The 22000-nt window shown below is 71.8% G+C and carries 21 protein-coding genes and 1 pseudogene; 12 read left to right on the top strand and 10 right to left on the bottom strand.

Features of this window, described 5'->3' with window-relative positions:
- The 4 genes and pseudogenes from QSK22_RS28835 to QSK22_RS28820 all read right to left on the bottom strand — a co-directional run.
- Positions 1-371: rRNA adenine N-6-methyltransferase family protein (locus QSK22_RS28835; RefSeq protein ID WP_285497576.1), on the bottom strand; the 371-nt coding region annotated here is incomplete at its 3' end.
- Complete coding sequence (locus QSK22_RS28830; RefSeq protein WP_285497575.1) at positions 368-502, bottom strand: hypothetical protein; 135 nt, start codon at positions 500-502, stop codon at positions 368-370. The genes QSK22_RS28835 and QSK22_RS28830, both read right to left, overlap by 4 nt.
- 285 nt (positions 503-787) lie before the next feature.
- Positions 788-1304, bottom strand: a pseudogene (locus QSK22_RS28825) (RNA-guided endonuclease TnpB family protein); the annotation flags it as partial.
- Between the two features lie 405 nt (positions 1305-1709).
- On the bottom strand, positions 1710-2540 hold the full coding sequence (locus QSK22_RS28820; RefSeq protein WP_285497574.1) for a helix-turn-helix domain-containing protein: 831 nt from the start codon (positions 2538-2540) through the stop codon (positions 1710-1712).
- A 76-nt stretch (positions 2541-2616) separates the two neighbouring features.
- On the opposite strand from QSK22_RS28820, the gene QSK22_RS28815 reads away from it, so the two are divergent.
- Complete coding sequence (locus tag QSK22_RS28815; protein WP_285497573.1) at positions 2617-3537, top strand: alpha/beta fold hydrolase; 921 nt, start codon at positions 2617-2619, stop codon at positions 3535-3537.
- Positions 3538-3909: 372 nt separating this feature from the next.
- Here QSK22_RS28815 and QSK22_RS28810 read toward each other — a convergent pair whose 3' ends face one another.
- The 3 genes from QSK22_RS28810 to QSK22_RS28800 form a co-directional block, all read right to left on the bottom strand.
- Positions 3910-4521 (bottom strand): hypothetical protein, encoded by a 612-nt coding sequence (locus QSK22_RS28810; RefSeq protein WP_285497572.1) that lies wholly within the window; start codon positions 4519-4521, stop codon positions 3910-3912.
- A gap of 21 nt (positions 4522-4542) precedes the next feature.
- On the bottom strand, positions 4543-5865 hold the full coding sequence (hisS, locus tag QSK22_RS28805) for a histidine--tRNA ligase (protein WP_285497571.1): 1323 nt from the start codon (positions 5863-5865) through the stop codon (positions 4543-4545).
- A gap of 318 nt (positions 5866-6183) precedes the next feature.
- On the bottom strand, positions 6184-6399 hold the full coding sequence (locus tag QSK22_RS28800) for a hypothetical protein (protein ID WP_285497570.1): 216 nt from the start codon (positions 6397-6399) through the stop codon (positions 6184-6186).
- A gap of 172 nt (positions 6400-6571) precedes the next feature.
- Between QSK22_RS28800 and QSK22_RS28795 the strand changes: the two genes are divergently transcribed.
- Together QSK22_RS28795 and QSK22_RS28790 are read left to right on the top strand one after the other, a co-directional pair.
- The gene (locus tag QSK22_RS28795; protein ID WP_285497569.1) at positions 6572-7843 is read left to right on the top strand and encodes a sensor histidine kinase; all 1272 of its coding nucleotides are present in this window, start codon (positions 6572-6574) and stop codon (positions 7841-7843) included.
- A complete protein-coding gene (locus QSK22_RS28790; RefSeq protein ID WP_285497568.1) occupies positions 7831-8493 on the top strand; it encodes a response regulator in 663 nt (220 codons plus the stop codon). Before QSK22_RS28795 ends, QSK22_RS28790 begins: the two co-directional genes overlap by 13 nt.
- On the opposite strand, the gene dmpG is transcribed toward QSK22_RS28790, so the two are convergent.
- Together dmpG and QSK22_RS28780 are read right to left on the bottom strand one after the other, a co-directional pair.
- A complete protein-coding gene (dmpG, locus tag QSK22_RS28785) occupies positions 8447-9526 on the bottom strand; it encodes a 4-hydroxy-2-oxovalerate aldolase (protein ID WP_285497567.1) in 1080 nt (359 codons plus the stop codon). The genes QSK22_RS28790 and dmpG overlap by 47 nt on opposite strands.
- Positions 9523-10425, bottom strand: a complete 903-nt coding sequence (locus QSK22_RS28780) for an acetaldehyde dehydrogenase (acetylating) (RefSeq protein ID WP_285497566.1) — start codon at positions 10423-10425, stop codon at positions 9523-9525. The genes dmpG and QSK22_RS28780 overlap by 4 nt, the downstream gene beginning before the upstream one ends.
- A gap of 137 nt (positions 10426-10562) precedes the next feature.
- Between QSK22_RS28780 and QSK22_RS28775 the strand changes: the two genes are divergently transcribed.
- The 9 genes from QSK22_RS28775 (at position 10563) to QSK22_RS28735 (ending at position 20672) form a co-directional block, all read left to right on the top strand.
- Positions 10563-11321: an IclR family transcriptional regulator gene (locus QSK22_RS28775; RefSeq protein WP_285497565.1), complete on the top strand. Its 759-nt coding sequence runs from the start codon at positions 10563-10565 to the stop codon at positions 11319-11321.
- A 138-nt stretch (positions 11322-11459) separates the two neighbouring features.
- Positions 11460-11993, top strand: a complete 534-nt coding sequence (locus QSK22_RS28770) for a 2,4'-dihydroxyacetophenone dioxygenase family protein (protein WP_285497564.1) — start codon at positions 11460-11462, stop codon at positions 11991-11993.
- A 13-nt stretch (positions 11994-12006) separates the two neighbouring features.
- Complete coding sequence (locus tag QSK22_RS28765) at positions 12007-13284, top strand: MFS transporter (protein WP_285497563.1); 1278 nt, start codon at positions 12007-12009, stop codon at positions 13282-13284.
- Entirely contained in the window at positions 13281-14318 is a 1038-nt protein-coding gene (locus QSK22_RS28760) for a 2,3-butanediol dehydrogenase (protein WP_285497561.1), read from the top strand. Before QSK22_RS28765 ends, QSK22_RS28760 begins: the two co-directional genes overlap by 4 nt.
- Positions 14315-15049 carry an SDR family NAD(P)-dependent oxidoreductase gene (locus tag QSK22_RS28755; protein WP_285497560.1) on the top strand — a complete coding sequence of 245 codons (735 nt, stop codon included), beginning with the start codon at positions 14315-14317 and terminating at the stop codon, positions 15047-15049. The genes QSK22_RS28760 and QSK22_RS28755 overlap by 4 nt, the downstream gene beginning before the upstream one ends.
- Before the next feature lie 57 nt (positions 15050-15106).
- Positions 15107-16063, top strand: coding sequence for a helix-turn-helix domain-containing protein (locus tag QSK22_RS28750; protein ID WP_285497559.1), 957 nt, complete (start codon positions 15107-15109; stop codon positions 16061-16063).
- 83 nt (positions 16064-16146) lie between these two features.
- Positions 16147-17094, top strand: coding sequence for a pirin family protein (locus QSK22_RS28745; protein ID WP_285497558.1), 948 nt, complete (start codon positions 16147-16149; stop codon positions 17092-17094).
- A gap of 58 nt (positions 17095-17152) precedes the next feature.
- Positions 17153-18568, top strand: a complete 1416-nt coding sequence (locus QSK22_RS28740) for a dihydrolipoyl dehydrogenase family protein (RefSeq protein ID WP_285497557.1) — start codon at positions 17153-17155, stop codon at positions 18566-18568.
- A 724-nt stretch (positions 18569-19292) separates the two neighbouring features.
- Complete coding sequence (locus QSK22_RS28735) at positions 19293-20672, top strand: glycoside hydrolase family 43 protein (RefSeq protein ID WP_285497556.1); 1380 nt, start codon at positions 19293-19295, stop codon at positions 20670-20672.
- Positions 20673-21375: 703 nt separating this feature from the next.
- Here the strand turns inward: QSK22_RS28735 and QSK22_RS28730 are convergent.
- Positions 21376-21975, bottom strand: coding sequence for a superoxide dismutase (locus QSK22_RS28730; protein ID WP_285497555.1), 600 nt, complete (start codon positions 21973-21975; stop codon positions 21376-21378).
- Positions 21976-22000 lie beyond the last annotated feature (25 nt).

The following is a 22000-nucleotide window of genomic DNA, read 5'->3' as shown; positions in this document are numbered from 1 at the left end:
AGCATGGGATCCACCTCGACCGTCGTGACGTTCTGCGCACCGACCCGCTCCGACAGCAGCGCGGCCGTCCACCCGGACCCGGTGCCGATCTCCAACACGCGGTGATGGTCATACGGGTCGAGCTGCTGGAGGAACTCGGCCACCACGGTCGGCATCGACAGCGACGATGTGGCCAGTCCCTCGCCCTCGGCGCGGCCGTCCTCGAACTGGGTGATCAGCGGCTGATCCAGCCGCGCCACCCGCTCCCACTCGGCCGGGTCGGCGTCGCGGTCCACCCGAACCCACGGCCCCGGGCCCAGATCGGCCCACACCACCGACGGCATGAACAGGCTCCGCGGCACCCGATCGGTGATCTGCTGCCAGTCGGTCACGACTTGCGCCCGTCACTCGGGTTGCCCTTGGTGTGGTCTCCCTTGCCGCCGTGCCCGGTGCCCTTCTGGGTGTCACCGGTCCCGCCAGGGGTCTTGCGCTCGTCGCCCTGGCCGCCCTCGTGTCGCCCCATCCTGTATCCCCTCGTCTCTGGAGCCGTGTCTTCCTGCCGAGCAGCCGCCACGACCGAACTCGATGCCCGCCAGGAGAACCCCTTGCCCACGGCCGCGAGCCGTGCCCCGGCACACGTGCCGCCACTCTTACGCCCGGCCGCAGCCGAAGCCGTGGTCGGCCTCGCGTGGCCGGCCCCCGCCCGTCCAGGTGAACCACCAGCGGCCTAAAGCACTGGCGCACCCGGGACCCCGCCACCAACCTCCACCACGCCCCGGCACCCTGACAAGCACCAGAACAGCCAGGACTACTTGACTTCCTCCCCCGCCTGAAGGCGGGGGGTTCCGACCGTCGCCGGTCGGTCTTCCTGCTTCACCGCCGGTCGCCTCGCCCGAGAGGACTCCCGTTCTAGGTCTTACACCAGCTCCACAGGCGTTTCAGCTCTCCGCCGGCCCGGCGGCGAGGAGGTTCTTGGCGGCGTTCACGTCGCGGTCGTGGACCGCGCCGCAGCCGCACTCCCACGTCCGGACGTTCAGCAGCATCGCGTCCTGCACGGTGCCGCACGCCGAGCACAGCTTGGACGACGGGTACCAGCGGTCTGCGACCAGCAGTCGGCGCCCGTACCAGCCGCACTTGTACTCCAGCATCGACCGCAGCTCACGCCACGCCGCATCGGAGATCGCGCGGGCGAGCGAGCGGTTGCGGACCATGGTGCGCACGGCCAAATCCTCGATTACAACCGTTTGGTTCTCACGGACGAGCCGAGTCGGCAGCTTGTGCAGGAAGCCGCGGCGCCGGTCGGCGATGCGGGCGTGGATGCGGGCGAGGTGGTGGGCCCGGTGGTCTGGACGTGGTGCCTTGATCGGACGGCTGGGGTTTCGCCTGCTGGGCACGTACTTCGCTAGCGCCGGTGAGCGTGAACGATCGGTGTGTCCGAGTGTGCGCCGCGCGCCCTCAGCTTGCCGTTTGCCACGCCTCGAGGTGCCGTCCGCCCTGCACGCCTGCTTCGACGAGTTGTGCCAGGTCGTCCGGCCCGTAGCCGAAGACTGCGAAATCGATCTGCTCGCCGAGGTGCCGTGGAGTGGGCTGCACGGGCTCGTGACGCCGACGCGGCTGCCTCCCTGCGCGAACCCCACCGACTGCAGGTGGTGCTGCCGGCTTCGGCGCTTGGCGCGCTGGGGCGACACGTCGCGAGTCAAGGGGGCAGAAGGCGAGCCTCACAAGGAGGTTCACCGGCTGGGCCAGGCGAAGTCGTCGATCGCCAGCCATGGTTCGCCGGCCACGGTCGCCGGGGTGACGCCGGTGAACGCCACGACGTCGCGGTGCAGGTGGGACTGGTCGGCGTAGCCGCTCTCCGCCGCGACCCGGGCCGCGCCGTCGCCCGCGGCCAGGCGGTGGACGGCATGGTCGAAGCGGACCAGCTTCGCGGCGCGCTTGGGCGGCAGGCCGATCTGCGACCGGAACCGGGACCACAGGCGCTTACGGCTCCATCCGACCTCGTCCGCCAGGCCGTCGACGCGGACCAGGCCGCGGCTGGAGATGACTCTGCGCCAGGCCCAGGCCACCTCCGGGTCCACGGACGCCCCCGTCTCATGTCGGCGGGCGAGCAACGCGTCCGTCAGCGCGAAGCGGCCCTCCCAGGAGGGCACCTCGCTCAGCTGCTCGCGAATACGTGACGCCTCCCGGCCCCACAGGTCGTCGAGCGCCACCACGGCGCCGTTCAGGTCAGCGGGGGAGACCCCCAGAACCGCGCGTGCCACCAGCGGGGACAGGCGGATTTGCACGGCCTCGAAGTACTCGCCCCGCACGCGCAGCTCGCCGGGGCCGAACCCGAGCCCGACGACGACGCTTCCTCGCAACTGCCGTCCCGGGGCGTTCACGATGAGCGGGGCGGCGCCGAACTCCACGGCCAGCGTCACGCCCGGGTGCGGGATCGCCCGGTGGCCGCCCGGGGACCTGCCGCGGTCACGGAACCCGGCCATGCTGACACCGGCCATCCGGCTGGGCCGCGTGGGGCGTGTGACGTGCCACACGGGTGCTTCGTACGCGGCGGACCGCATTCCACCATGCTAAGCGGGGCACCGACCGGAACATTCGTTCAAGCCGCCGGGGCACTGGGGCGGCGACAGTGGCGCCATGAACCTTCCAAGGAAGCGCTACCTCGTCGCCTCGGCCGCCCTCCTCGCCGCCGTCGGGTTGCTCCTGGCGAACGCGGTGGTGGTGTCGCGGCAGGACGCCGAGGCCACGGGAGATTCCATCCTGCTTCTCGACGGTGGAGGCGTCCACGTGCGTCAGGACGGCCCCCGCGACGCCCCGGCACTCGTGCTGATCCACGGGCTCGCCGGATCGACGCGCTGGTGGGATCCGCTGGTTCCGATGCTCGCCAAGTCCCATCACGTCATCAGGATCGACCTGCTCGGGCACGGCCGGTCGGCCAAACCCTCCGGCGGCGGATATGCGCTCCCGGAGCAGGGACGCAGAGTCGGTGCGGCACTGGACCGGCTCGGCGTGAAGCAGGCCGTGCTGGTCGGCCACTCCACCGGCGGTTCGGTCGCCACCGCTCTCGCGGAGCAGCGGCCCGACCTGGTGACCGCGCTCGCACTCATCGACTCCGGGCCCGGGCTGGACGCCTTCATCTCCGACGGGTTCGTCGGCAGGCTCCTGTTCGTGCCCGTCGTCGGGCAACTGCTGTGGCGGTTGCGGACCGACCGGATCCTCCGCCAGGGGTTGAGCACCGCGTTCAGCCGCCGCGGCTACGAGGCCCCGCAACAACTCGTCGACGACACGCGCGGCATGACCTACCACGCGCTCACCGCGACATCCCGGGCAGCGGACGACTACCTAAAGCAGCGCACGCTCCCCGACCGGCTGACCGCCGTCGGCAAGCCGCTACTGGTGATCTTCGGTGAACAGGATCGGAGATGGCGATCCTCGTCCGCCGCCGCCTACCGCGCCGTCCCGGGCGCGAGAGTCGAGCTGCTTTCCGGCGTCGGCCACTCGCCCATGCTCGAAGACCCCCCGCGAACCGCCGCACTCCTCCTCGCCTTCACCCGCTGAGGACGCCGTCGCTGCGAACGCTCCGGCGCCACACGAGCAAGTCTCGGGTCAGCGGCGGCGGGTGCGGTAGTGGTGGGTGATCAGGGCGATGGCGATGGCGCCCGGCACGCGATGCCGACCGGCGTGTTGACGCCGCTGCGTACTTCGCTAGGGCGTGTTGCAAAGTTGGCCAGAGCCGTTCGTTGATGGCGGCGATGTGGACGGTGGCCTGGTAGCGGACGGCGAGCCTGCCGAACCCGGGTGGTCGGCCACCGCGCACGCCGCGCCGATGCCGGCCGCCCGCCTGATCGGCCGGTTCGCAGATCGCGGCCGCGATGCCTCACTGCGTCCGGCGTGCGACATGCCGCCACTCATCACACTTCGAGACAGGCCCTAGTCCTCCAGGTAGAGGAGCGCCGTGATGGTCTTCTTGCAGATGTCGCAGTGCATGGGGGCTTCTTCCGAGGCGAGGTCGCATTCCGCAGTGGTGAGGCGGTCGATGACACCGGTCTTCGTCTCGGCTGCCCAGGCCTCGGCCCAGCGACGCGTATTGCCGAGGAGATCATCGACGTAGCGGGCGGTCATCTCGTAGAACGCGCGGACACCGTGCTGCTTCATGAAACGCCAGTTGAACTGGAGCGACATCAATGCGATCGGAAATGGATGTTCGACCAGCCCCCGCGCCCATCGTTCCGAAACGTCATCGATGTCGAGTTTCGCCGCGCGTTCGTCCAGCAGCCGCCACATGCCGGTCTGGTCGTACTCGGCCAGGACGTCATCGAGCAGCCGGCGGGCGGTGAGCAGATTGTCGGCCTTGCGGTCGAACAGCTCCCCGATGGTGCGGGTGATCTGCCCGTCACTTCCCTTGCGGGCATCGTCGATGGCCTGCTTGAGCTGCACCGCGTAGGCGGCCTCCCAGGACAGGCATTCCCCGAAGGTCGACCAGGGGTCGGGAAAGCCCCGCTGACTGACCGCGGCGAAGATGCGGTCGCCCTGCGCACCCATCAGTGACTCTCCTCTAATGGATTACGACGACGTCGCGCACCTCCCGGTGAGGTGCGCGACAAGCTCTTCGGGCGGGACCTGGGACTGCTCGCCGGTGTCCATGTCCCGCACCGTGACGACGCCCGCTTCCCTGTCGGCCGCCCCGTAGATCAGCGCGAAGCGCGCCTTGCGGTCGGCGGCCCACTTGAGCTGCTTGGCCAGCTTGCGGCTGGACGCCAGATAGATCTCGGTGCGCAGGCCCGCATCGCGCAGCCGCGCGGCGAAACCCATGATCTCGGCGGCTGTGTCCGGGGCGATGAGCGTCACGGCGACGTCGGTGCGGTCGCCGTCGTCGGCGGTCTGGTCCAGCAGGCCGATGATGCGTTCGACGCCCAGGGAGCCGCCGCAGGCCGGGACGTCCGGGCCGCCCAGGGCCTCGATCAGGTGGTCGTAGCGGCCGCCGCTGGCGATCGATCCGGGCATGCCCTCGGCAACGATCTCGAAGATGACGCCGGTGTAGTAGTCCAGACCGCGCACCAGGCGGGGAGTGAACGCCATCCGGTCCTTGCCGACCTTCGGTGCGGCCAGATCCAGCAGCCGGTCGATCTCGTCCAGCCCGGCCCGTCCGGCCTCGCTGCCCGCCAGCGCGCTGCGCATGCGCTCCACCGCGTCGAAGGCGGTCAGATCGGCCACCAGTTTCTCGGCGGTGCCGGGGGTGAGCGAGCGGGTGTCGACCAGCTCGGCGGCGACCTTGTCGGGCGACAGCTTGTCGAGCTTGTCCAGGGTGATCAGCACTCCGCCGCCGAGGTCGGACGGGACGCCGTAGACCTCCAGCAACCCGGACAGCGCCTGGCGTGAGTTGACCAGAACGGTGAAGTCCCGCACCCCGACGGCGTCCAACGCGTCGCTGAGCGCGCACACCGTCTCGGCGTCCGCCAGCGGAGAGGAAGAGCCGACCACGTCCACGTCACACTGTGCGAACTCGCGGAACCGGCCCTTGCCGGGACGGTCCGCGCGCCACACCGGGCCCATGGCGTACCGCTTGTAGGGCGTGGGGAGCTTGGAGCCGTAGGCGGCGACCACGCGCGCCAACGGGACCGTCATGTCGTAGCGCAAGGCCAGGTCGGCTTCGCCGGTGGCCTCGTGCTCGCCGCGGCGCAGAATCTTGAAGATCAGCTTGTCGCCTTCGTCGCCGTATTTGCCGGTCAGGGTCTCCAGCCGTTCGAACGCCGGAGTCTGCAACGGTTCGAACCCATATCGCGCGAATACTTCGCGAATTCGTGTGAAAACGCGTTCACGCCTTCGCAGGGCATCGGCGAGAAAGTCTCGCGTGCCGGAGGGGGGTTCGAACTGCTGTGAAGCCATTTCAACTCCCGACCACGGTAACCAGGCGACACGAACCGAGGAATCGTGCATCTCGTCCACAATCGGACAGGAGCTCCGCAAGTCGACTTGCGGAGCTCAAGGGCGATCGTATCGATGGTGCCAAGGACGCAAACAGCGATCCCGAGCACAGAGATGTGATCAACAGCCGGTTTCTGCAAAGCGTCGGTAAGCGGTAACGGTCGGTGCGTCGGTGTGCGCGCCGTGCGCCTTCATCCTCCCGCCGGCCATGCTTCGATGTTTCGCCCGCCCTGCACGCTGGTGCCGTGCCGTTGGCGTCCGGGCATCCGGCCCCGCAGGTCAGCGGCGGCGGGTGCGGTAGTGGTGGGTGATCAGGGCGATGGCGATGGCGAGGGTGACCGCCCCGGACGCGATGCCGGCGGCGGTGTTGACACCGCTGCCGGAGAGCACCATGTTGCAGGCCCCGCTGATGATCAGCAGTGCCCACAGCAGCGGCCGGACGATTCCGCCGTCGCGGCTCGCGGAGGCCTTGGAGGCGTCGTGGTGATTCGTCATCGCGTGCTCCTCGTGTGAGTGGTCCGATCGACATGCACCACGCTAGGAACCGCGACAACGGGGGGCGATCCAGCCATTGAGCCGATTTTCGGTACAGCAGGCTGTACTCCTTGGTCCGGCGCACTGACAGTGCCCGGCCGCTGGCCTAGGGTGCCGAACCGAGGAGGTGCGGATGGCGGCGAACGGGGCCGAACCGGCCGGTACCCGGCGTGGTCGGCGAGCGGTCGTCGTGGCGCGTGCCCGGGCCGCCCTCGACGCGCTGGAGCATCTCATCGGGGGCCTGGGCACGGCCCTGCTGGCGTTCGCGACCGTGATGTGGATCGTGCTGGTCGCGCTGCTGTGCGTCACCGGTGTGGGGTTTCTGCTGGCGCGCACCGTCCCGCGCCTTTTGCGGTCCGTCGCGGAACGCGAGCGCGGGCGGCTGTCGCGGTGGGGGCCGGAGATCATCGGCCCGGGGCCCGCGCCGTCCGACGTGCGGGCCGCGCTCGCGGACACGGCCGTGCGGCGGGAGCTGGCGTGGGTGTTCGTCCATGCCACGCTGGGCCTGTTCCTCAGCATGGTCGGGGCGACGCTGACGCTCAACACCATCCCGTACATCGCCTTCCCGCTGTGGTGGCGGTTCCTGCCCCCCGACGAGACCCGGCCGTCGTTCGTGTTCTGGGACGTCACCGACGACTCCGGCGCCCTGCTGGTGGTGCTGGTCGGCGTGGCGATGGGGGTCGCCTTCCTGGTCGCCGGGCCGGGCATGGCCCGGTTGCAGGCGTGGCCGGGGCGGCGGCTGCTGGCGCCGCCCGCCGACATGGACCTGTCGCTGCGGATCGCCGAGCTGTCGGCCACCCGCGCCGCCGCGCTGGACGCCCACGCGATGGAGCTGCGGCGTATCGAACGGTCCCTGCACGACGGCGCCCAGAACCGGCTCGTCGGCGTCACCATGATGATCGGCGTGGCCCGCCGCGCGCTGGCCCGCGACCCCGCCGACGCCGACGCCGCGCTGGAACGCGCGCAGCAGGCCGCCGAGCAGGCGCTGGCCGAGCTGCGCACGGTCGTGCGCGGCATCCTGCCGCACGTGCTGGTCGACCGGGGGCTGGCCGGCGCGCTGGCCGGGCTCGCCGCCGACTGCGGGGTGCCCTGCACGGTGGACGTCGACGTCCCCGGACGGTGCGCCGCGTCCGTCGAGGCGACCGCCTACTTCGTGACGGCCGAGGCGCTCACCAACATCACCCGGCACAGCCGGGCCCGGCGGGCGACCGTGGTCGTCCGCCGCGAAGGCGCCCGGCTGCTGCTGCGGATCGAGGACGACGGCGTCGGCGGCGCGGACGCGCAGCGGGGCTCCGGGCTCGCCGGAATACGCGGCCGCGTCGAGGCGCACGACGGCCGCCTGACCCTGACCAGCCCACGCGGTGGGCCGACGATACTCCAGGTGGAGCTGCCATGCGGATCGTGATCGCCGAGGACGACCCACTGCTGCGGGAGGGGGTGGCGCTGCTGCTGCGCGCCGAGTCCCTGGACGTGGTCGCCACCACCGACAACCCGGACGCCTTCCTGGCGGCCGTGGACGAGCACAAACCCGACGTCGCGATCGTCGACGTGCGGATGCCGCCCACCCACACCGACGAGGGGATCAGGGCGGCGGTGGAGGCGCGCCGCCGCCACCCCGAGCTGGCCGTGCTCGTGCTGTCGGCCTACGTGGAGCAGGCGTTCGCCACCGAACTGCTCGGCGGCGGGGGCGCCGACCGGCTCGGCTACCTGCTCAAGGAGCGGGTGGGGCGGGTCGAGCAGTTCCTGGACGCGCTGCACCGGGTGGCGGACGGCGGCACCGCCATCGACCCCGAGGTCGTCGCGCAGCTGCTCACCCGCACCCGCACCGACAGCGGGCTGCAGCGCCTGACCCCCAGGGAACGCGACGTGCTGTCGCTGATGGCCGAGGGCCTGGGCAACAGCGCCATCGCCGAACGGCTCGTCGTCACCGAAGGCGCCGTGCACAAGCACATCCGCAACATCTTCGCCAAGCTCGACCTGGCCCCCACCGACCGGGCGGACCGCCGCGTCACCGCCGTCCTGCGCTACCTGGAGGAGACCCAGCGCCGCCACTGACGCCGTGTTCGCGCTCCTCCACCAGGCGCAGCGCCACGTCGATGATCATGTCTTCCTGGCCGCCGACGTACCCGGCCTCGCCGACCCGCTGCAGGATCTCATGGGCGGGCACGCCGTACCGCTCGGCCGCGCGCTCGGCGTGCAGCAGGAAGCTGGAGTACACGCCCGCGTACCCCTGGGTGATCGCCGACCGGTCCGCGAACGGCAGGCGCGGCAGGAACGGCTGGACGACGTCCTCGGCGGCCGCCAGCACCCCCTGCACGTCCACCCCGGTGGTGATGCCGAGGCGTTCGAAGGTGGCCGCCACCACCTCGGTGGGCGCGTTGCCGGCGCCCGCGCCGAGCGCGCACAGCGCCCCGTCGATCTGCCGGGCGCCGTTCTGCGCCGCCAGGACGGAGTTGGCCACCCCCAGCGACAGGTTCTGGTGGCCGTGGAACCCGACCTGCGCCTCGTGGCCGATCTCCTCGACCAGGGCGCGCACCCTGGCCTGGGCGTCGGCCAGGACCATCGCCCCGGCCGAGTCCACGACGTAGACGCACTGGGCGCCGCCGTCCACCATGATCCGCGCCTGCCGGGCCAGTTCCCGCGGGCCGATGCGGTGCGACAGCATGAGGAACCCGACCGTCTCCATACCCAGTTCGCGGGCCGCGGCGAAGTGCTGGAGGGACACGTCGGCCTCGGTGCAGTGGGTGGCGATGCGCGCCACCGAGGCGCCCGCGTCGTGGGCGCGGCGCAGGTCCTCCACGGTGCCGACGCCGGGCAGCAGCAGCACCGCGATGCGCGCGGCGGTGGCCTCGTCCACGGCCGCGGCGATCAGCTTGATCTCGTCCTCCAGCGAGAAGCCGTAGTTGAACGAGGAGCCGCCCAGGCCGTCGCCGTGCGCCACCTCGATCACCTCGACCCCGGCCGAGTCCAGCGCGTGCACCACGCCCCGCACCTGCTCCTCGGTGAAGCGGTGCGCCATCGCGTGGCTGCCGTCGCGCAGCGTCGAGTCGGTGATCCTGACGCGCTTGGCGCCGTTCTCCTCGGTCATTGCTTCACCTTTTCCTCGGCCGCGTGCCGCGCCAGCTCTTCGCCGACGCGCGCGGCGGCGGCCGTCATGATGTCGAGATTGCCGGCCCAGGGCGGCAGGTAGTCGCCGTTGCCCTTGACCTCCAGGAACACCGCGACCCGGGCGTTGCCGCCCCAGTCCTCGCGGGCGTCGTCGAACTGCGGTTCGGCGCGCAGCGTGTACCCGGGGACGTACTCGGCGACCCGGGCGGCCATCCGCGTGACCGACGCGGCGATCGCCTCGGTGTCGGCGTCCGGCGGGATCGCGCAGAACACCGTGTCCCGCATGATCATCGGGGGTTCGACCGGGTTGAGGATGATGATGGCCTTGCCCCGGGCCGCGCCACCGACCTGCTCGATCGCGCGGGCCGTGGTCTGGGTGAACTCGTCGATGTTGGCGCGCGTGCCCGGCCCCGCCGACCGCGAGGCGATGGACGCGACGATCTCCGCGTACGGCACCGGCACCACCGCCGACACCGCCGCGACGATCGGGATGGTCGCCTGCCCGCCGCAGGTGATCATGTTGAGGTTGGGGGTGCCGGCCAGGTTCGCCAGGTTGACCGGCGGGCACACGAACGGCCCCACCGCCGCCGGGGTCAGGTCGACCGCCTGGATCCCCGCCTCCCGGTAGCGAGGGGCGTTGGCCAGGTGCGCCTTCGCGGAGGTCGCCTCGAACACGATGTCGGGCAGGTCGTCTCGCGCCAGCAGCCAGTCCACGCCGCCCGCGCTGGCCTCGACGCCCAGGCGGCGCGCCCGGGCGAGCCCGTCGGACTCCGGGTCCACCCCCACCATCGAGTGCACCTCGATCGTCTCCGACCGCAGCAGCTTGACCAGCAGGTCGGTGCCGATGTTGCCCGACCCCACGATGGCCGCGCTCAGCATGCCGCCCCCCGAACAGCGGCGCGTTTCACCACGTTCACCTGTGTTTCCTTTCGTCGTCGCCGCCGTCAGGGTGCGCGCGGCAGCCCGGGTGCGACAAGGAATCCGTCCCGCCTGGCGGGACGCGTACCCTGTCGGCCATGACGCCGGCCATGACGCCCGCCCCTGCCGGGGACTCCCTGCCGTCGCGCATCGCGGCGGTCCTCGGCGCGTTCCGCGCGGGAGACGACGCCGTCGGCGCCGCCGAACTCGCCCGCCGCACCGGCCTGCCCCGGTCGACCGTCCACCGGATCACCGGCGACCTGGTGCGCGCCGGGCTGCTGGAACGGCACGGCCGCAAGGTCAGCCTCGGCCTGGCCCTGTTCGAAATCGGCCAGCGGGTGCCGCGCCAGCGGGTCCTGCGCGAGGCCGCCGTGCCGTTCATGTCCGACCTGCGCGAGGCCACCCGCCAGACCGTGCACCTGGCCGTGCTCGACGGCCGCGAGGTCGTCTACGTCGAGAAGCTCACCGCGCCCGGCGGGCCTTCGCTGCCGTCCGCCGTCGGCGGCCGCGTCCCCGCCACCGCCACCGGCGTCGGCAAGGCGATCCTGGCCTTCTCCCCGCCGGAGACCGTCGAGGCGCTGCTGTCGGCCCCGCTGCCCCGACTCACCGAACGCACCATCACCGCCCCGGGCCTGCTGCTGCGCGAACTGCGCCGCATCCACCGGGAGGGCGTGGCCTACGACCGGGAGGAGTCCGGGCCCGGCGTCACCTGCGTCGCCAGCCCCGTTTTCGGCCCCGGCCGCCGGGTCGTCGCCGCCCTGTCGCTGTCGGGCTGGAGCAGCGGAATGCGGGCCGCCCGCTACGCGCCCGCCGTCCGCACCGCCGCCTTGGCCCTCACCCGCGCCCTGCGCCCCTGACCGCACCGGCCGCGCCCATCCGGGCGGACGCGCTGCGCGATGTCCGAAATGCGCAAATGCGGACGTCGTGTACGGGAAAGACGGGCGTCGGAGTGACGCGGTTCACTCTCGGCAACGCGACCGAGAGGAGTACGGACCATGCCCGAGGCGCCCAGCTCGGAGTTCTGGAAGGACATCAAGCCCATCGCGGACTCCGTCAAGCCCGACGCGCTGCCCGAGGTCTACCTGTCCAAGGTGGCCACCGACGACGACCGCTACTACGTGCCGTTCACCGAGACGGTCGGCTCCCGCCCGCTGTGGATCAACATCAAGGACAACACCTGGTCCGACATCCTGCGGGCCAAGGAGGCCGGACTGGTCAACCGGCACTACCACCCCCACGAGGTCTTCGCCTACACCATCTCCGGCAAGTGGGGCTACCTGGAGCGGTCGTGGACGGCCACCGCGGGCGACTTCGTCTACGAGGCCCCCGGCGAGGGGCACACGCTCGTCGCCTACGACAGCGGCGAGCCGATGAAGACGCTGTTCATCGTCAAGGGCCCGCTGATCTGGCTGGACGACAACGGCGAACCCGAGGGCTACTTCGACGTCCACGACTACCTCAAGATGTGCCGCGAGCACTACGAGGAGGTCGGTCTCGGCGCCGACCTGGTCGACTCGCTGCTGCGCTGACAGGTCCGTCGCCGTGGCACCCCCCACCCCCTCCGCCGACCGGTACGAGAACCGGTTGCTGGTGATGCTGTTCCTGGCGTTCGGGTTCGTCTTCTTCGACCGCCAGGCCCTGGCCTACCTCGCCTCCTACCTCGACGACGACATCGGCCTGACCAACGCGCAGCTCGGCATGCTGTCCGGGGTCCTCGCCCTCACCTGGGCGCTGGCCGGGATGTTCGCCGGGCGCCTCTCGGACCGCCTGGGCCGGCGCAAGCCCATCCTCATCGCCGCGGTCCTGCTGTTCTCGCTGTTCTCGTCGGCGTCGGCCCTGGCGACGGGATTCCTCGGGCTGCTGGCCGCACGTGCGCTGATGGGCGCCGCCGAGGGCGCGGTGCTGCCGATGGCGCAGTCGCTGATGGCCGAGGCGTCCCGTCCGGCGCGCCGCGGCCTGAACATGGGGCTGCTGCAGGGCTCCTCGGCGGGCCTGCTCGGCGGCATCGTGGCGCCGATCGTGGTGGTCCGGCTCGCCGAGTCCGTCGGCTGGCGGACGACGTTCTTCGTCACCATCATCCCCGGCATCGTGGTCGCCGCCCTGATCGCCAAGTACGTGCGGGAGCGTCCGCCCAGGCGCGCTGCGCTCGCCGAGGACGTCGCGCCCGCCGAGGAGACCGCGCCCGCCGGGAGCGGGGTCACCATCCGGCAGGTGCTCGCGAACCGCAACGTGGTGATCTGCATGCTGATCGCCTGCTGCTACCTGACGTGGTTCGTCACCATCATCACGTTCACCCCCACCTACCTCACCGACGAGAAGGGCTTCGCGCCGGGCACCATGAGCGCCGTCATGACCTGCCTCGGCGTGGCGTGGGTGCTGTGGGGGTTCGCCACCCCGGGGATCTCCGACCGGATCGGCCGCAAGCCCGCGCTGATCGGCTTCACCGTCCTGGCGGCGTGCTGCCCGCTCGCGGTGGTGTACGTCGACAACCCGGTGCTGCTGGGCCTGCTCATGGTGCTCACCTACACCGGGCTGGGCTGCTTCACCCTGTTCATGGCCACCATCCCGGCCGAGACCGTGCCGCGCGCCGCGCTCGCCACCGCACTCGGCGTGATCATGGGCGTGGGCGAGCTGGCCGGCGGCTTCCTCGGCCCGATGGTCGCCGGCTGGGCCTCCGACCAGTGGAGCCTGCGCGCCGCGATGTACATCGCGGCCGGCGGAGCGGTGATCGTGGTACTGCTGGCCACGGGGCTGCGGGAGACCGCCCCCGCCGTCGTGCGGCGCCGCGCCGCGCAGGGCACCGCGGAGGCCGTGGCGTGAAGGCGGCGGTCTGGTACGGCGCCCGGGACGTCCGGGTCGTGGACGTCCCGGCGCCCGTCCCCGGGCGGGGCGAAGTGGCGATCAGCGTGGCGTACTGCGGGGTCTGCGGCAGCGACCTGCACGAGTACGCCGACGGCCCGCACGCCATCCCGGTGGCCGAGCCGCACCCGGAGTCGGGCCGGACGGCCCCGCTGGTGCTCGGCCACGAGTTCTGCGGGACGGTGACGCGGGTCGGCCCGGACGTGTCGGGCCTGCGCGCGGGCGACCGGGTCGCCGTCGAACCGCACTACCGGTGCGGCGCGTGCCCGCGCTGCCGGGCGGGCGAGTACAACCTGTGCCGCCACTTCGGCTTCGCCGGGCTGATGGGCGACGGCGGCCTGGCCGAGACGGCCGTCGTGCCCGCCTACATGGTGCACCGGCTGCCCGACGGGGTGTCGCTGGAGCAGGCCGCGGTGTTCGAGCCCGCCGCGGTCGCCCTGCACGCGCTGCACCGGTCGGGGCTGCGGGCGGGGGAGACCGTCGCGGTCGTCGGGCTGGGACCGATCGGCCTGCTCATCGTCCAGCTCGCCGCCCTTCGGGGGGCGGGCCGCGTCGTCGCCGCGGACCCGTCCCCGCGGCGGCGCGAACTGGCCCTGCGCCTGGGTGCCGCCGAGGCGGTGGAGGACGCCGGCGGCGGCGCGCTGCGCGCGGCGGCGGGCGGCGAGGGCGCCGACGTGGCGTTCGAGGCGGTCGGCGCGGAGGCGACCCTGCGCGCCTGCCTGGAGACGACCCGCCGGGGCGGCCGGGTGACGCTCGTCGGCCTCGGCGGCACCGTCGCCATCGACGCGTTCGCGCTGGTCAACAACGAACAGTCGATCATCGCCAGCGTCGGCTACCGCGGTGTCCACCCCGAGCTGATCAGGCTTGTCGCCGAAGAGGGGGTGGACCTGACCGCCATCGTCACCGCCGTCGTCCCGCTCGACGACGTGGTCCGCGACGGCTTTGCGGCCCTGCTGGCGAGCAAGGAGGAGATCAAGGTGCTGGTGCGGCCATGACCACGGGATTCGACCCGCGGCTGTTCGCGGACAAGACGGTGCTGGTGACCGGCGGCACGTCCGGCATCGGCGCGGCGACGGCGCTGCTGTTCGCCGAACTCGGCGCGCAGGTGACCGCGGTCGGCCTGCGCCCCGCCCCCGGCGACGGCCCGCCCGAGCACCCGGCGGTGCGGGTGGTCGAGGAGAACGTGCTGGACGACGTCGCCCTGACCGAGCTGATCACCGCCGCCGACCCGCTGGACGCCCTGGTCAACTGCGCCGGGATCAGCCGCGACCGGGACGAGTACGAGCTGGACCAGTGGCGGCTGGTGCTGGAGGTCAACCTGACCGCGACCATGATCGCCTGCCAGGCGGCGCGTCCGGCGCTGGCCCGCCGCGGCGGCGCGATCGTCAACGTCTCGTCCATGTTCGCCTTCGGCGGCAGCCGGGACCGGCCCGCCTACAGCGCGAGCAAGGGCGGGGTGTCGCAGCTGACCCGCTCGCTGGCGGCCGAGTACGCCGCCGACGGGATCAGGGTGAACGCGGTCGCGCCGGGCTTCATCGTTACCCCGCTGGCACGCGGCCTGCTGAACGACCCGGAGGCGGGGGCGGCGGTGCGGGCGCGCATCCCCTACGGCCGGTTCGGCGAACCCCGCGAGGTCGCCTCCGCGGCGGCGTTTCTGTGCTCTCCCGCCGCCTCCTACGTCACCGGCGCCGTCCTGCCGGTGGACGGGGGCTACTTGGCGATGTGACTGCCATCACAACGGGCTAGACTTCGCGAAACATCCCGAACTGGGAGGAGGCTGACCGTGCCGGCGACCGCTCCCCCCGTGATCTCCCGGGCGACGACCGAGGAGATCGCCCCTCGCGACCGCATCGCCTACTGGGAGGACTACAACCGCAGGGCCCTGGTCGGCTTGTCCTGCACCTCCTACTCCGAACGGGGGCTGCTGGCCCGGCAGACCAATTTCGAACTCGGCGGCGTGCGCCTGGCCGACATCAGCGGCAACGCGCACGCCATCGAGCGCAGTCCCCAGATGGCCCGGTCCGTCCCCAAGGACTCGGTCTTCGTGACACTGCTGGTCAAGGGCGACGCGGTGTTCATGCACGAGAACGGCTGCCTGTCGGCCACCGCGGGAGAGCTGGTCGTGTACGACACGCGGCGCCCCTACCTGTTCGGTTTCTCGGGCATGATGCGGCAGTTCCTGGTCGACATCCCCCGGACGCTGTTCGTCGAGCAGTGCATGACCGGCGGCGTCCCCGCGCCGATGCTGTTCGGCCGCGGCACCGCCCGCGAGGGGGAGCTGGTCGCGAGCCTGCGCACCCTCCTGGCCGGGATGGTCGCGGGCACCCCCGGCGGCACCCGCGACGACGTGCTCGAACTGATCAGGTTGCTGGGCCGGGAGCGGTCCGGCGACCGGTCCGCTCCCGGCACCTACCAGGCGCTGCGCATTGTCGCCGAGGACTACATCGAACGCCACCTGCACGACCCGCGCCTGACCCCCAGCCAGATCGCGGGCGTGCTCGGCGTCTCGGTGCGGCACCTCGGCCGCGTCTTCGAACCGACCGGCACCACGCCGTCGCGCTACATCACCGAACGCCGCCTCCGGCGCGCCTACGAGCAGCTCACCGGCAGCGACACCGCCGGCACGACGATCGCCGACGTCGCCTACCGGTGGGGTTTCTCCAGCCAGGCCCACTTCGCCCGCCTCTTCCGCACCCGCTACGGCTGCACCCCCAGCGAGGCCCGCGCCCGCCGCACCTGACCCGCCGGGGGGCGAAATACCTGCCGGGGCGGCGGTGCTGTACCTGTCGGCCGAAGAGGCAGCCGAGCGGAAGGCGTTCAACGGTGAGCGATGTCGAGGTCGAACCGCGGGTCGAGGTGCTCGCCGCCAGAGACGTCCCCCTCGGCGGCCCCCGGGCGATGACGGTGCGCCGCACCCTGCCGCAGCGGGCCCGGCCGCTGATCGGCGCGTGGTGCTTCGCCGACCACTACGGGCCCGACGACGTCGCCCGGACGGGCGGGATGGACGTCGCCCCGCACCCCCATACCGGCCTGCAGACGGTGAGCTGGCTGTTCAGCGGCGAGATCGAGCACCGCGACAGCCTCGGCACGCACGCCCTCGTCCACCCGGGCGAGCTGAACCTCATGACGGCCGGATACGGGATCAGCCACTCGGAGGTCTCCACCGCCCGCACCACGATCCTGCACGGCGTGCAACTGTGGGTGGCGCTGCCGGAACGGCACCGCCACACCGCCCGCGACTTCCACCACCACGTGCCGCGCCCGGTCCGCCTGGACGGGGGCGAGGCCAGGGTGTTCCTCGGCTCCCTGGTCGGTGTCACCTCGCCCGTCCCGACCTTCACGCCGCTGCTCGGCGCCGAACTGACGCTCGACCCGCACGCGACCGTGACCCTCGCGGTCGACGCCGGTTTCGAACACGGCCTGCTGGTCGATCTCGGCGAGGTGCGGATGGCGGGCACGCCGGTGCACCGCGGCGAGCTGGGCTATCTCGCCCCCGGAACGGGAACGCTGACCCTGGAGAACACGACCGGCGCCCCGGCGCGGGCGATCCTGCTCGGCGGGGCGCCCTTCGAGGAGCGCATCGTCATGTGGTGGAACTTCGTCGGCCGCACCCACGAGGAGATCGCCCGGGCCCGGCGGGAATGGCAGGCTGCCTCCGAGCGGTTCGGCAAGGTCGAAGGGTACGCCGGGGACCGCCTCCCGGCGCCGCCGCTGCCGAACGCGACCCTCCGCCCGCGCGGCAACCCCCGTGCGCCGCAGGGACCACAGTGACACGCGTGCTGACCGGCGGCATCTTTCAGCACGCGGGACATTCAGGAAGGATGGGGCGGTGGACGAATTCGACGTCGTGGTGCTGGGCGGCGGGCCGACGGGCGAGAACCTCGCGGAGCGGGCGCACGCGGGCGGGCTGACGGTCGCGCTGGTAGAGGCCGAACTGGTGGGCGGGGAGTGCTCGTACTGGGCGTGCATGCCCAGCAAGGCGCTGCTGCGTCCGGTCGCCGCTCGCGCCGACGCGACGCGGGTCGCCGGGGCGCGCGAGGCGGTGACCGGCGCTTTGGACGCGTCGGCGGTGCTGCGGCGCAGAAACTCCTTCGCCTCCGACTGGAAGGACGACGGCCAGGTCGCCTGGCTGGACGGCGCCGGGATCACCCTGGTGCGCGGGCACGGCCGGCTGGACGGGGAACGCCGGGTGGCCGTGGACACGCCCGACGGCGGGCGCCGCGTCCTGACCGCCCGGCACGCGGTGGCGGTGTGCACGGGCACCCGCGCCGCGCTGCCGGAACTGCCCGGCCTGGCCGAGGCCCGTCCGTGGACCAGCCGCGAGGCCACCGGCTCCCAGACGGTGCCGGAACGGCTGGCGGTGGTCGGCGGCGGCGTCGTCGCGGTCGAGATGGCCACCGCCTGGCGGGCGCTGGGCAGCGAGGTGACGCTGCTGGTGCGGGGGCGGCGGCTGCTGTCGAGGCTGGAGCCGTTCGCCGGTGAGCTGGTCGCCGACAGCCTGCGCGAATCCGGGGTCGACGTGCGGTTCGGCACGTCGGTGACCGAGGTGCGCCGCGACGGCCCGGTGACGTTGATCCTGGACGGCGGCGGCACCCTCACGGCCGACGAGGTGCTGTTCGCGACCGGCCGCGTCCCGGCGACCGCCGATCTCGGCGTGGAGAGCGTCGGCCTGGAGGCGGGCAAGCCGATCGAGGTGGACGACACCGGCCTGGCGGTGGGCGTCGAGGGGGGCTGGCTGTATGCGGCCGGGGACGTCACCGGCCGGGCCCTGCTGACCCACCAGGGCAAATACCAGGGACGGATCTTCGGCACGGTGATCGCCGACCGCGCCGCGGGCCGCGAACTGGACCTGGCGCCGTGGGGACGCAGCGTCGCCACCGCGGACCGGCAGGCGGTGCCGCAGGTGGTCTTCACCGACCCCGAGGTCGCGGCGGTCGGCCTCACCCTCGACGAGGCGCAGCGGCAGGGCCGCAGGGTGCGGGCGGTGGACTACGACCTGGGCGGCGTCGCCGGGGCCGCGTTGTACGCCGACGGCTACCGGGGCCGCGCCCGCGCCGTGGTGGACCTGGACCGCGAGACCCTTCTGGGCGTGACCTTCGTCGGCGCCGGCGTCGCGGAACTGCTGCACTCGGCGACCATCGCCGTCGTCGGCGAGGTTCCGCTCGCCCGCCTGTGGCATGCGGTCCCCGCATACCCGACCATCAGCGAAATCTGGCTGCGCCTCCTGGAAACCTACCGGGGCTGAGAAACCAGGCACCGGCACGCCCTTGCCTCGGCCCCTCGGCCGTCTTCACCCGAGCCGCGGCCGCGAAGGCGGTGGCCTCTCGGGTGGGTAAGCGTTAACGCTCACATGGGTGGGCCGACCTTCCTCCAGGGGTCGCCTGGGGGCGGGGCGGGGTGTCGGAGCACTTCTTGTTAGCGCTAACATTTTTGCGTCCAGTGCGGCCTTTCTCGGGGCGGGATGGCGTCGGTGGTGGTGAGCCGGAGCAAACACGACGCCGTGAGGTCCGTCAAGACCCTCTCGGGCGTGCCAAGTGCCCCGCCGGCGGCGCCCGAGCCGTTCCCGGCTGGTCAAGGCGGCGGAGCCGCGCGGCACGCCGCATGAAATTTCATGTGCCGGGGGTCTCCGCGGCCGAGCGCATGCGCGAACCGAATCCGCGGCCGCCCCGGCCGGCATCCGCCGAGCATATGGACCGCGCGGGCCCGGCCGCCGCGGCACAAGCCGCCCGGTCCGGTCTTGACACGTTTTGAGCGGCGTTCTAACACTGAGGCTCCCACGCGGTTTCTCCTGCCGGGGTCGGTGGTGTTGCGGCAGGAGCCCCGACGCGAGGCGTCGGGTCGCCGCGCCGTTTCAGCTGCGCGGCTTTGATCCGCATTCTTGCAAGGCACTCGTCTTGGCGAACCGGCCTGCCGCTGCGCGCTCCGAAAGCCCCGAGCGCAGCCCGCTTCCGAGAAGAAAGGCCAGCCCCGTGACCCTTTCCCGGAGAGAATTCACCCGGACCGCCCTCGCCTCCGCCGCGCTCGCCGCCGCCGGCGTGGCGGGCTTCCCGCGCGCCGCGTCGGCGGCGACGTACAGCGCCTACGTGATGGCCTACTTCACCGAGTCGCCGCAGGGCCTGGGCGCGGACTACGGCCTGCACCTGGCGGTCAGCCGGGACGGCCTGAACTGGACGCCGCTCAACCAGAACAACCCGGTCGTCACGCCGACGGCCGGGCAGCAGGGCCTGCGCGACCCGCAGGTGTACCGCAAGCTGGACGGCGCGTTCGTGGTCATCGCCACCGACCTCAAGGGCACCAACTTCAGCCTGAACAGCCAGTACCTGCACGTGTGGGACTCGACGAACCTGACATCGTTCACCGGTTACCGCCGCCTGCGGATGCACACCACCGACGACCACACGTGGGCGCCGACGGTGTTCTGGGACGCCTCCCGCAGCCAGTACGGAATCGTCTACTCCACCGCCGACGTCTTCTGGGTGAACTACACCACCGACTTCCAGACCGTCACCAGCCCGCAGACCTATTTCAGCCCCGGATTCGGCGTCCTGGACGGCGACATCGTCGTGGACGGCGGAATCACCTACATGTACTACAAGAATCTGTCGGACGGCCGGCTCTACGGGGCGCGGTCCACCACCGGCGCGCCCAACAGTTTCACCACCTACACCAGCGGCCTGATCCAGGGCAGCGCGATCGAGGCGCCGCTGCTGCACAAGCTCAACGACGGCAGCGGGTGGCGGCTGTGGGGCGACTCCTACAGCCCCGTCAACAACGACTACTACGCCTGGTCCACAAGCGACATCACCTCCGGCTCGTGGACCGTGCTCAACCAGCGCGACTACACCCCGCCGCTGAACTCCAAGCACGGGTCGATCGCCGGTATCACCGACGCCGAGTACAACGCCCTGATCTCCCGCTGGGGAACGCCGAACTGGGTGCGGCTGAAGTCGTACAACTACCCGGACCGTTTCGTGCGGCACCAGGATTTCGTCGGCCGGATCGACGCGTATCCGTTCGACCCCTACCAGGACCAGATGTGGCGCATGGTGCCCGGCCTCGCCGACGCGTCCGGCGTGTCCTTCGAGTCGGTCAACTACCCCGGCTACTATCTGCGGCACTACGATTTCGCCATCCGGCTCGACTCCAACGACGGCACCGCGCAGTTCCGCGCCGACGCCACCTTCTACCGCACCGCGGGTCTCGCCGACGCGTCGTGGTCGTCGTTCCGCTCCTACAACTACCCGACCTACTATCTCCGGCACAGCAACTACCTGCTACGCATCGACCCGCTCAGTTCCTCCTCCGGTGTCACCGACCGCCAGGACGCCACCTTCCGCGTCACCTCCTGACACCCCGTCCGACTCGACCGGCGCCGGGGCGGCCTGGGTCCCCGGCGCCGGTCAGGCGATCCATGGAGGCGGTGGACGGCCATGGCATCGCCCGCGCCGCCGTGGCCGCCGTGTGCTTCGGCCCCGAGTCGATGGCGGCCTACGACGCCCGCCCCGACCTCGCCTGGCACCGCGACAGCGAGATGGCCCCGCTCCGCATCGCTGTCGCCTGGCCCTGTGACGGCGCGTCCGCCCCGGCCCTCGCTTCGTCCAGACCCCTCACCGCGACCCCCAGGAAAAGCCGCCGGCATAGAACAGCCCCGAACGCGGTCTGTTGTCGCCATGGGTCATGCATGTCGGATGGCGCCATCCCCAGGCCCGACGGGCCGCCGCGATCCGCAGGCGGTTAGCGTAAGCGGCGCCCACCAGGCCGCGCGGGAACGTGTTCTGAGCATGATCCCGGCCTGGTGGGCGCCACGGTCGGATGGCCCTGGGGTGCCTAGGGCGTGTTTCAAAGTTGGCCAGAGCCGTTCGTTGATGGTGGCGATGTGGACGGTGGCCTGGTAGCGGACGGCGAGCCTGCCGAACCCGGGTGGTCGGCCACCGCGCACGCCGCGCCGACGCCGGCCGCCCGCCTGATCGGCCGGTTCGCAGATCGCGGCCGCGATGCCTCGCTGCGTCCGGCATGCGACATGCCGCCACTCATCACACTTCGAGACAGGCCCTAGGCGTTCTTGGCGGCGGCGTAACGGGCGGCGACGTCGGCCCAGTTGACCAGGGACCACAGCTTTTCGACGTAGTCGGGGCGCACGTTGCGGTACTGCAGGTAGTAGGCGTGCTCCCAGGCGTCGAAGACCAGCAGCGGGGTGGTGCCCATGCCGACGTTGCCGTGGTGGTCGTAGACCTGCTCCACCACCAGGCGCCTGCCGACCGGTTCCCAGGCCAGCACGCCCCATCCCGAGCCCTGCACGGTGGACGTGGCCGTGGACAGCTGCTTGCGGAACGCCTCGAACGATCCGAAGTGCTCGTCGATTGCGTCGGCCAGTTCGCCGTCGGGGCGGTCGCCGCCGTCGGGGGACAGGTTCGTCCAGAAGATCGAGTGCAGCACGTGCCCCGACAGGTTGAACGCCAGCGTCTTCTCCAGCCCGACCAGGCTGCCGTACTGCTCCTTGTCGCGTGCCTCCGCCAGTCTCTCCAGGGTTTCGTTGGCGCCCTTGACGTAGGCGGCGTGGTGCCTGCTGTGGTGCAGTTCGAGGATCTCGCCGGTGATCGCAGGCTCCAGGGCGGCGTAGTCGTAGGGCAGATCGGGTAGCGCATAGGTCATGGCCCCACTATTGCAAATAACTCGC

The sequence above is a fragment of the Actinomadura sp. NBRC 104425 genome (assembly GCF_030269545.1).
GTDB classification, from domain to species: domain Bacteria; phylum Actinomycetota; class Actinomycetes; order Streptosporangiales; family Streptosporangiaceae; genus Spirillospora; species Spirillospora keratinilytica.
The sequence above is the reverse complement of the archived record's forward strand: the minus strand, read 5'-3'. Positions and strand labels throughout refer to the sequence as shown.